Consider the following 1699-nt stretch of genomic DNA (forward strand, 5'->3'; position numbering starts at 1 on the left):
ACTGGACAAAACGAAACGTCAAATTCTTTTTGAGCTTTTATCAAACATCTTTACTGAGAGTTTGATCCTGGCTCAGGACGAACGCTGGCGGCGTGCCTAATACATGCAAGTCGTGCGGACCTTTTAAAAGCTTGCTTTTAAAAGGTTAGCGGCGGACGGGTGAGTAACACGTGGGCAACCTGCCTGTAAGATCGGGATAACGCCGGGAAACCGGGGCTAATACCGGATAGTTTTTTCCTCCGCATGGAGGAAAAAGGAAAGACGGCTTCGGCTGTCACTTACAGATGGGCCCGCGGCGCATTAGCTAGTTGGTGGGGTAACGGCTCACCAAGGCAACGATGCGTAGCCGACCTGAGAGGGTGATCGGCCACATTGGGACTGAGACACGGCCCAAACTCCTACGGGAGGCAGCAGTAGGGAATCTTCCGCAATGGACGAAAGTCTGACGGAGCAACGCCGCGTGAGTGAAGAAGGCCTTCGGGTCGTAAAACTCTGTTGCCGGGGAAGAACAAGTGCCGTTCGAACAGGGCGGCGCCTTGACGGTACCCGGCCAGAAAGCCACGGCTAACTACGTGCCAGCAGCCGCGGTAATACGTAGGTGGCAAGCGTTGTCCGGAATTATTGGGCGTAAAGCGCGCGCAGGCGGCTTCTTAAGTCTGATGTGAAATCTTGCGGCTCAACCGCAAGCGGTCATTGGAAACTGGGAGGCTTGAGTGCAGAAGAGGAGAGTGGAATTCCACGTGTAGCGGTGAAATGCGTAGAGATGTGGAGGAACACCAGTGGCGAAGGCGGCTCTCTGGTCTGTAACTGACGCTGAGGCGCGAAAGCGTGGGGAGCAAACAGGATTAGATACCCTGGTAGTCCACGCCGTAAACGATGAGTGCTAAGTGTTAGAGGGTTTCCGCCCTTTAGTGCTGCAGCTAACGCATTAAGCACTCCGCCTGGGGAGTACGGCCGCAAGGCTGAAACTCAAAGGAATTGACGGGGGCCCGCACAAGCGGTGGAGCATGTGGTTTAATTCGAAGCAACGCGAAGAACCTTACCAGGTCTTGACATCCTCTGACCTCCCTGGAGACAGGGCCTTCCCCTTCGGGGGACAGAGTGACAGGTGGTGCATGGTTGTCGTCAGCTCGTGTCGTGAGATGTTGGGTTAAGTCCCGCAACGAGCGCAACCCTTGACCTTAGTTGCCAGCATTCAGTTGGGCACTCTAAGGTGACTGCCGGTGACAAACCGGAGGAAGGTGGGGATGACGTCAAATCATCATGCCCCTTATGACCTGGGCTACACACGTGCTACAATGGATGGTACAAAGGGCTGCGAGACCGCGAGGTTAAGCCAATCCCAGAAAACCATTCCCAGTTCGGATTGCAGGCTGCAACCCGCCTGCATGAAGCCGGAATCGCTAGTAATCGCGGATCAGCATGCCGCGGTGAATACGTTCCCGGGCCTTGTACACACCGCCCGTCACACCACGAGAGTTTGTAACACCCGAAGTCGGTGAGGTAACCTTTACGGAGCCAGCCGCCGAAGGTGGGACAGATGATTGGGGTGAAGTCGTAACAAGGTAGCCGTATCGGAAGGTGCGGCTGGATCACCTCCTTTCTAAGGAAATTAAGGAAAACTTCGTTTTCCAAAATTAAGTTTGACGTTTCCGTTTTGTTCAGTTTTGAAGGTTCAATCCTTCCTTATATTTCCTTG

Annotated in this window: 1 rRNA gene; it reads left to right on the plus strand. The window is 54.1% G+C overall.

From position 1 onward, the window contains the following. The first annotated feature begins 49 nt into the window (after window positions 1–49). A 16S ribosomal RNA gene (locus P9687_RS14605) occupies window positions 50–1603 on the plus strand. Window positions 1604–1699: the final 96 nt, after the last annotated feature.

This window comes from Weizmannia sp. CD-2023, from assembly GCF_036225245.1.
GTDB lineage: Bacteria > Bacillota > Bacilli > Bacillales > Bacillaceae_C > Weizmannia > Weizmannia faecalis.